The sequence below is a fragment of the Bradyrhizobium valentinum genome, from assembly GCF_001440405.1.
Taxonomy (GTDB): domain Bacteria; phylum Pseudomonadota; class Alphaproteobacteria; order Rhizobiales; family Xanthobacteraceae; genus Bradyrhizobium; species Bradyrhizobium valentinum.
Genome location: NZ_LLXX01000065.1, coordinates 1 through 8,231 on the forward strand (window position 1 = coordinate 1; position 8,231 = coordinate 8,231).

Here is an 8,231-nt window from a genome sequence, read left to right on the forward strand (position 1 = left end):
GAGTCCCTGCGCCCAGAAGGTCAGGCGGGACGAGTGCGTCTTCGTCTCCGGCACGGTCCCCGCAAGCGCCGCCGGGCGGGCGGCACGCGACGCTGTCCCGCCTGCCGTGTTGTCGAATGACGCCTGGCGCAGGCGGCCGAGCACCGCGTCGCGCAGATCGCGCGATTCGTCGACGAGCACGCCCGCCGTACTCGCATGCAACTCGCCCGAGAGCGCATCGAACGCCTGCCGCGCCTGCGCGGCCGTGCCGTTGAGCACCGTATTGAAGATGGGATTGCCGAAGCCCAGCGAATCGACGCCGGTGCCGGTGGCAATCTGGTTGCGCGTCCATCCGACGCTCGCGAAGCTTACCGTGCGTGCGAGGGTGAAGAACACGTGGTCGGAATTGTAGGACACGGTCGGCGCCATGAAGGCGGACGACGTGAGATTGGAAGTCACGCTGTCGAACGTGCCGGCGATGCCGCCAGTCGCCGTGAGAATCGTGTAGGTGGTGCCCGGCGCGTAGGTCCCGGGAGCTGCGACCACACGCAGGGCACCGGCGAGCTGCGCCGCGCCCGTGACATCGGTGCGATCGGCACTCGCCGGCGCGATCTCGACCAGGTAGGTCGAGGCCGCCGACAGCACGAGATTGCCCTGCACCGTGATGGTGCCGATCGAGTTGCCGGGCGAGAGCGTGCCGGCACCGATGGTCGTTGCGCCAAGAAAACCGGTGCCCCCGAGAAGGCCGCTGCCATCCACCGTCAGCGGTGACGAGGCGATCGAGCCGTTCACGATGAGCGTGGCGCCGTTGACAGTCGTGGGACCCGTGTAGCTGTTGGCGGCCGTCAGGATGGTGGTGCCGGACAGCACATTGACGCTGCCGTTGCCGGTCATCGTCGACCCGAGCACGTAGTTGGCGGACTTATGATTGAAGTTGATCGTGCCAATGCCAGCGCCGAACGCGACGCTTGCCGCGTCGAGCGTGCCGGCGGCCGCCGCCGGACTGCCTGCCGCCGCGCCGATGTTCAGCGTGCCACGCGAACCGGCTTGGCTTGCCACATGCAGGGTGCCGGCCTGCACCGTCGCCCCCTCCGCAACGGTGAGCGTGCCGGTGCCGAAGAATCCGAGATGGAGGTCTCCGGAATTGGTCCATGTCGAGCCGGCGCCCGTCACCGCCACGGTTCCTTGCGAGCCGATGGCCGATCCGATGATGGCGGACGCGCTGCTCACGGATCCACCGTTGTCGATGGCGAGCACGCCAGTGCCGCTGACGCCAATTGTGAGGGAGGCACTGGTGTTCCAGGCCGAGCCCGGACCTGTCACTGTCACCGTGCCTTGCGAGCCGGTGTCGTAACCGATGTAGCCGTTCGCATTGCTCACCGTGCCGCTGTTCGAGACCGCGAGCGAACCCATACCGGCGTTGCCGACGTAAAGGTCCAGGGAATTGGCCCAGGCAGAGCCGGCGCCGGCGACCGTGGCCGTGCCCTGCGCGCCGGCAAACGCGCCGAGCACCCCATACGTGCTGCTGACTCTCCCCCCGCTTGCGACAGCGAGCAACCCGACGCCGAAGTAGCCGATCGAGAGCTGTGAGGAATTGGTCCAGGTGGAGCCAACGCCCGTCACCGTCGCGCTCCCTTGCGAGCCGTTGGCGGATCCGACAATTGCGGACGTGTTGCTCACGGCTCCGCCATTCTCGATGGCGATTACGCCCGTGCCGCCACCGCCGATCGTGAGGGAGGAGCTGTTGCTCCAGGCCGAGCCGGCGCCTGTCACCGTCATGGACCCCTGCGAACCGGCGCCGAAACCGACGAAACCGATCGCGTTGCTCACCCGGCCGCCGTCCGCGATAGTGAGCGCGCCCGTGCCGGCGTTGCCGACGAAGAGGTTTCCGCTGTTGGTCCAGGCGGAGCCGGTGTCTGTCACCGTCACCGTGCCGCGGGAGCCGGTGTCGTTGCCGACGATGCCGATTGCGCCGCTCACCCGGCCACCGGCCGCGATGGTCAGCATGCCTGTGCCGGCATCGCCGATGACGAGATTTCCGGAATTGATCCAGGTGGATCCGTTGCCGGCCACCGTCACCGTGCCAAGAGACACAGCGCTGCGGCCGAGATAGCCGTCCGTATTGCTCACCGCTCCGCCATTCGCGATGGCAAACGTGCCTGTGCCGTCATCCCCGACAAAGAGATTTCCGGAATTGGTCCAGGTGGATCCCGCGCCAGTCACCGTTATGGTTCCGCCGGCGCTATAGAGGGCGCCGACATAGCCGTTCACGCTGCTCACCGTTGCGCCATCCGCGATGGTGAGCGTGCCCGTGCCGCCACTGCTGACGAAGAGACTTCCGCTGGTCCAAGTGGAGCCGGCGCCGGTCACCGTCACCGCGCCCTCGGCGCCGGGAACCGCGCCGACATAGCCATAGAGGCTGCTCACCGTCCCACCGCCGTCGATGGTCAGCGTCCCTGTGCCGAAGTAGCCGACGTAAAGGATCTGGGAATTGCTCCAGTTGGATCCGGGACCGGTCACCGTCACCGTGCCCTCGGAGCCGAGAACCGCGCCGACATAGCCATCGACATTGCTCAGCGTACCGCCGCCCGTAATGGTGAGCGCGCCCACGGCGCCGACGCCGACCGCAATGACGTCCGCGGCAGCGCCCGGCGCATTCACCACTGGAGCATTGGGTGCAGTCGCGTCGACGGCTGCTGTCGGTCCCCCGCCAGCGACCGGAACGCCGTTCGTCCAGTTGCTTGCGTCGAACCAATTGCTGGATGCGGCACCGGTCCAGTCGGTGGATTGCGCTGCGGCCGGCAACGACGTCGCCGCTGGCACGAGACAGACGCCGCCAAGGATGGCCGATGAGTACAACCAGGAGTAGCGCAACCAGGAGTTTATGCGTGGCCGCGTCGACAACTGACCCGTCTCCCTCTCACGCTCACCGCTCGATCCACGTCGCGAGCCGCGTTGCATCGCTCCGAATGCACTCCGTAGTTACCTCCAAAAAACGCGCGACATGTCAATCGAGGCAGGTGCCACGCAATCATCCAGAGGTTGCTAATTCCCCGCATGTTGCGCCACAATCACACAGCACGCCTTTGAATATGACGCGAGCCACTTCGGCGAGGTGCAAGCCTCGAACGAGATGTCGGCCACATGAGCCGCCGGCCGCTCACCGCGAAGGCTGATTGCGAACGTGACCCGGACATGCGGCGGTTGCTGGCGGAAGCAGTAGCGTAGTGTTTCGGATTCCGTCGCGTCAGATGATCCCGTGTTGCCTCAGAACGGCTTGCTCATCCCCCGATACCCATCCAAAGATCTTTGGCGCGTCTTCAAGCTGCTGCACCAAGTAATGGACCTCGAAATCAATGGAAATATCCGGTTCGCTGCGTCGGTCGTAGATGGCGGTCCAAGCGACGTGCGCCAGGCAGTGGTGCTCGTCGATAGGTGCGATGCGGACATTACGAAGTCGCATGTCCTTCGTACCGATTCGGCGATAGTTTTCGAATCCCTGCTGCATCACCTGCTTCAGGTGCGCGTCGTTTTGGCCGACACAGACGCCAGCCGGAGACGCAGCGACGAACGCAGCGGCGTATGAAGACGCCACCTTGTCCATGTCCACTTGGTCCGTGAGCGCCATTCGGAACAGCTTCTCGTAGCGCTCAAACAGCTTCTTTACGCTATTCTCCATATGGAGCCTCCCGAAGATCGCAGTGGTAGCAACTTTGGCGAGTTTAGGATGCTTGCTGCGGCTCCGCTGTCGAACGGCTAAATGTCATAGCGCTCCAGCAGAAACGTAGTTGTCAGCTTCATCTACGCTGAGGCGCCATTCTTCGACGGCATGCACTTTCAGGGGCGCTCGGCGCGGGGTTGTTCTCCCGGGCCAAACTCCCGAGTGATGAAGTCCTCAAGCCATAGCGACTCATTCCCCTCGGAGGGGACGCGCGTCGACTGCAACGGCCTCGTCCAGTTGCATGCTTGTGGGTGATAAAAGACTTCTCGCCCGCCCTTCGCCAGGATTGCGAAAAAGAGGTAGCGTTGTCCGGGTTGGAAAGAGAACTCGCAGTCGAGCGTGGCGTAGACGTCCATCAGCTTGACGGTACGAGTGAGCCTTTCATGGCCTTTCCACACGCGCTCGACCTCAATGAGCCAAGCGTGGTGGTCTGCTTGGACGACCTTGCCGGCGAACACGTATTGGGCACGGTCGAAGCCGGCTTCGGGAGAGATGCGATCACATTGACATGCGTATGCGGCGCCCGCGCCCCACACCCAGCAGATCGCCAATATGAGGAGCCTCTCCAGCTTCTTCATTCTTCCCACTACTTTCGCTCGCACTCCGTGCTACTGCGTCCGAGAGGAATGCCGCACCTCGCGCAAGCGAAGTGGCACAGGCGGCTGGCCGGAATGCTGTGAGCCAGCGCCCGGCGCTTAGCTCGCCGCGTCCTTGATGGCGGTTTCGAAGGTCTTTGCGTCGAAGGCCGGCATACTCTGGATCCGCCCCAGGCCCTGGGTCGCGTACCAGACGGAGAACGCGAGCATCGCCGCCTCATTCGGGGCATCGACGATGTCGACGAAATCGTAGTAGCCCTGCGTGTAGTGGATCGACTCGATCTTGATGCCCAGCTTGTCGAGTTTTGCCTTGGCCTTGCTGGTCCGCTCCGATTGCTTGCTTGCCCATTCCGGGCTCAGATTACCAAGCAGCACATATTTCATGGCTACCTCCATGTCATGTTGATCATGCGCGAAGGACCACACAATTATACGCCTTCCGGCGATCTGTGCCCATGCCGTTCTGCGTAGCGGGAACGGCAAGATACGGGTTCCCCGGCCTGCATTTTGTCGAGAGGCCCTACAGCCAGCGTCGTACCCGCGCGCGGTAGCGGCGATAGACGTCCCCGAACTTGCGCTCGAGATAAGCTTCCTCGCGGGTGATCACGCCGTAGCGGATGACAAGCGCAAAGAGCGCCAGCGTTATCAGCAGCCAGAGGCTGTTGAAGGCAATAGCCAGGCCGATGAGCCCCAGCACCATGCCGAGATAGATGGGATTGCGCGTGAGGCGGTAGGGGCCGGCCTCTACGATAGTCGTGGTCGGCAGGTTGGTGGGCACGTTCGAGCCGGCCCGGGTCATGGTGGAGATCGCCCACGCGACCAGCGCCAGCGCAAGGACGAACACCATCGCGCCGAGCCAGCCTGCAGATACCGCGGCCGGCAAGAACGGCAAGGGCATGAGCCAGTTGAGCGCGACCCCGGCAAGCACCGCGAACGCCCACGCGATCGGCGGCCGGACAATGACGTTCGCGGTATCTGCCGTGTCAGCCATGGCGGGACCGATGAAGCTGCACTTCCCTGATGTAGCCAGCAGAAGCCCATTTGCAAGCGTAGCTCAAAATCGCAGGCAGTGACGCGGGACCGAGGTGACAGTCCCCCGTGCCCCTCTCACGCTGCCGCGTCGGTGGCGTACTGCGCGATGCCGTGGCCGAGGGACCAGCCACGCCCCCCCGCACGGACGAGTGCCGTTACAAGACAAGCGGCTTGCCGATCAGGAACAAATCCAAATGATCGCAATCGCAATCGGGACACCCAAACCAAGTGCGCCGAAAATCGCCGGGACGAATTCGGAAAGCAAACCAGCTTGGTGTCGTCCGCCAGATGACGACATGACGTTACTCCTTGGAGCCCCGCGAGCCGTGCTCGCCCCCAAGATGAACGATCAATCGCGCCTTCGGACCAGAGTCCGTGGCGACTCTTTAATACGGCAATCCTGGGGCGTTATGGTTAACAATAGGTTAATCGAGAAGCTCCAGACGCGCACCCGATTGTGAATCGTCGCGTTACACACGTCGTTTCGGCCAAAATTCCGGAACAGCGCCGCGCCATCATCATCGGCCGCGCCTCCCTTCTCGCCCCGCCCGCCGTCAAGGAATGGCGCTCGCTCGGCGCCACTCCTTTCAAGCATCGCACGTGGCGATCAGAACGAGCAGCCAAAAGCCGTGAGCGATGCCTTCGTCGCATCCATGGTCTGCTTGCAGGTCGCTTCCATGGTCGCCTTCGCGGACGGATTCTTGGCCATGTCGACCCACGCCTTGCGCGTCTGGTCGATCTGCGTCTTGTACGTCGCGCGCTGTGCCTCGGGGACCTTGGAGACGACACAGGCATCGTATTTGGTCAGGAAGTCGTCGCAGGCGGCGATACCTGTGCTCTGCGCGTGGGCCGCGGTGACGCTCGCGAGCAAGGCGACGGCTGTGATGCCCGCCGCGAGTGATGATATCTGTCGGCGGTTCGCGCTCGAACCGGCCACGGCATTCGATGTTGCTTGACGCATAACTTTTATTCCTCTGTGACAACTGAATAATCTAGATCGCCAGCAGGCGCCCGGCTTCGCCCATGTCTCCCCAATCGACTCGCAAAGCATCGCGCGCCGACAATCGGTCGGCGTTGCGGACGTTGAGCAGTTCGAGCGTTGAGTAGTTCAAGGCGAGAGCGGGCGCCGTCATGCCAGCGCTGAGAAAATGTTCCGCCAATTTGGCGAGATTATGGGTGACGACGCGGTGACATTGTGACGGCTGCTCGATTAGCGCTACGCGCTGACGCCATCATCGATCTGAGTAAGTCGAAGCGTTGAGACTGCGCCTTTGAAACGGTCAAAATCCCGGCCAGATTCGTTCAGGCAGCCCCGCCGTCAACTGGACGAAACCATTTTTGCCCTGCTGCGAAGCGCTCCGGAAACAAAGAGCCGTTACGATCCTCGCAATCGAACAGCGGGGTTAGATCATGTTGGTATCGGTCCTCAACCTCATCTATCGCGAGTTTCTCAAGCGTGTCCTTTCAGGCATCGCAATACAGGGAGGAAGGCTATGACCGAGGTCGTGACGGCATTCCTCATTTTCGTCAGCATCGGCGTATTTCTGGCCCACGCATTCGACGCCTATCGCCTGCGCTAGGTTCGCCCTCGCAACACGCTGACGCGATTGCTTCGCAAGACCGGTCGACGTTTTGATGCACGCTCGGCGGCAGCCTCTTTATCCAGTCGCATCCTTGCCGGCGATGAACACGTCCCGGCTCGGGAATTTCGCGAACACCTCCGCCGGCTGACCGAAATTGGGGGCGAGCACGTCCTGCGGATTTGCCGCGATCCATTGCGAGAGATGGTCTCGTAGATTCCGGCATTGAATCCGATCAGGATGCGCTCCGGTCCGCTGCCGACATTCTCGATCGAGCGGCCGTAGCCTTGCGGGATGCAGCCGACATCGCCCCTTCTGCAATCGCTCGATCCGGTAGCGGCCGCCGATCCGCCAGCGCCCCGGGGCAACCAGACGTCAAGCAAACCCGGCCGGGCCGCCGCAGGCTCAATTGAATGGCTATTGAATCAACAGGTTAGACAGACGCTTGGGGATGGTGCTAGAGAACGCTGGGGCGCAGCGGGATTTCGATTCCGAGGGTCGGGAGTTCTGGTCTCTCCAGGTGCGCTCGTTCGGCTTACGGCAAATCGGACATTTCGACATGAGAAAGATCATCCTCACGCTGGCGATCCTGTATCCAGCGGCCGCGCTGGCTCAGGCGACCGCTCCCGCCAATCCTCCGACCATCGGCGGCAAACCGCTGGTTGTGGTCGGGTCGAAGAAATCAGAGGCGGGCAAGAAGGAAAAACCCTTGTCGGTCGCCCAAAAGTTGCAGGCGTGCCAGGACATCGACGATGCGACCAAGGAACGCCTGAATTGCTACGACGCCATTTACGCGCCGCAGCCCAAGCCGAAGGCCCCGGCGGCGAAGGGCGTCAATGACTGCCGCTTCGTCAAGGAGGAAGACGAGCGGTTGACCTGCTACAACGGTTTTGCGGACAAAATTCCGAAGCTGCCGCGCTAGATCAGGCGGCGCACCTTACCAGGTGTTCCAGCTCGGACCGCCGAAGAAGCCGAACTGCGACTGCTGCGCAATTCGCATTTGTCGCGTTTGCGGTGGCTGGGCCATCTGCATCGGCGGCGCCGGACGGGCCTTGGCGATCTTGCGCTTGCGTTGAACCTGCGGCTCGGGCTTCTTCGCCTCCGCCGGCACGAGCTGGGCAAACGTCTCCCGCATACGGGCCTGGGCGGCGGAGTCGGCCGGCGCCACAGCCGGCGCGGGTGGCGCCGCCTGGGCCGTCACGGCCGGCGGCGGAACAACGGTCGGAAGGCTGGTGTCATAAACCACCCGCTCCGGCAGCTTCTGGTCGGAGCGAATGCGCACGATGGTCTTGTCGACCGATGGAGCGGCTTGAGGAGCGGCCT

At 63.1% G+C, this 8,231-nt stretch carries 9 protein-coding genes; 1 reads left to right on the forward strand and 8 read right to left on the reverse strand.

What is annotated here, in order from left to right:
• From CP49_RS10590 to CP49_RS44490, 7 genes are all read right to left on the reverse strand, one after another.
• The coding region (locus CP49_RS10590; RefSeq protein ID WP_057850211.1) for a hypothetical protein at positions 1-2,802 on the reverse strand (2,802 nt) is incomplete at its 3' end.
• A gap of 424 nt (positions 2,803-3,226) precedes the next feature.
• Entirely contained in the window at positions 3,227-3,658 is a 432-nt protein-coding gene (locus tag CP49_RS10595; RefSeq protein ID WP_057850212.1) for a hypothetical protein, read from the reverse strand.
• Between the two features lie 158 nt (positions 3,659-3,816).
• Positions 3,817-4,278, reverse strand: a complete 462-nt coding sequence (locus tag CP49_RS10600) for a hypothetical protein (protein WP_057850213.1) — start codon at positions 4,276-4,278, stop codon at positions 3,817-3,819.
• A 117-nt stretch (positions 4,279-4,395) separates the two neighbouring features.
• On the reverse strand, positions 4,396-4,680 hold the full coding sequence (locus CP49_RS10605; RefSeq protein WP_057850214.1) for a GYD domain-containing protein: 285 nt from the start codon (positions 4,678-4,680) through the stop codon (positions 4,396-4,398).
• A 136-nt stretch (positions 4,681-4,816) separates the two neighbouring features.
• The gene (locus CP49_RS10610; protein WP_057850215.1) at positions 4,817-5,287 is read right to left on the reverse strand and encodes a methyltransferase family protein; all 471 of its coding nucleotides are present in this window, start codon (positions 5,285-5,287) and stop codon (positions 4,817-4,819) included.
• A 648-nt stretch (positions 5,288-5,935) separates the two neighbouring features.
• Positions 5,936-6,289 carry a hypothetical protein gene (locus CP49_RS10615; protein ID WP_057850216.1) on the reverse strand — a complete coding sequence of 118 codons (354 nt, stop codon included), beginning with the start codon at positions 6,287-6,289 and terminating at the stop codon, positions 5,936-5,938.
• Positions 6,290-6,320: 31 nt separating this feature from the next.
• On the reverse strand, positions 6,321-6,461 hold the full coding sequence (locus CP49_RS44490) for a hypothetical protein (RefSeq protein WP_156438256.1): 141 nt from the start codon (positions 6,459-6,461) through the stop codon (positions 6,321-6,323).
• Between the two features lie 1,006 nt (positions 6,462-7,467).
• On the opposite strand from CP49_RS44490, the gene CP49_RS10620 reads away from it, so the two are divergent.
• Positions 7,468-7,830, forward strand: coding sequence for a hypothetical protein (locus CP49_RS10620; protein ID WP_057850232.1), 363 nt, complete (start codon positions 7,468-7,470; stop codon positions 7,828-7,830).
• A gap of 15 nt (positions 7,831-7,845) precedes the next feature.
• On the opposite strand, the gene CP49_RS10625 is transcribed toward CP49_RS10620, so the two are convergent.
• Positions 7,846-8,231: hypothetical protein (locus tag CP49_RS10625; protein WP_057850217.1), on the reverse strand; the 386-nt coding region annotated here is incomplete at its 5' end.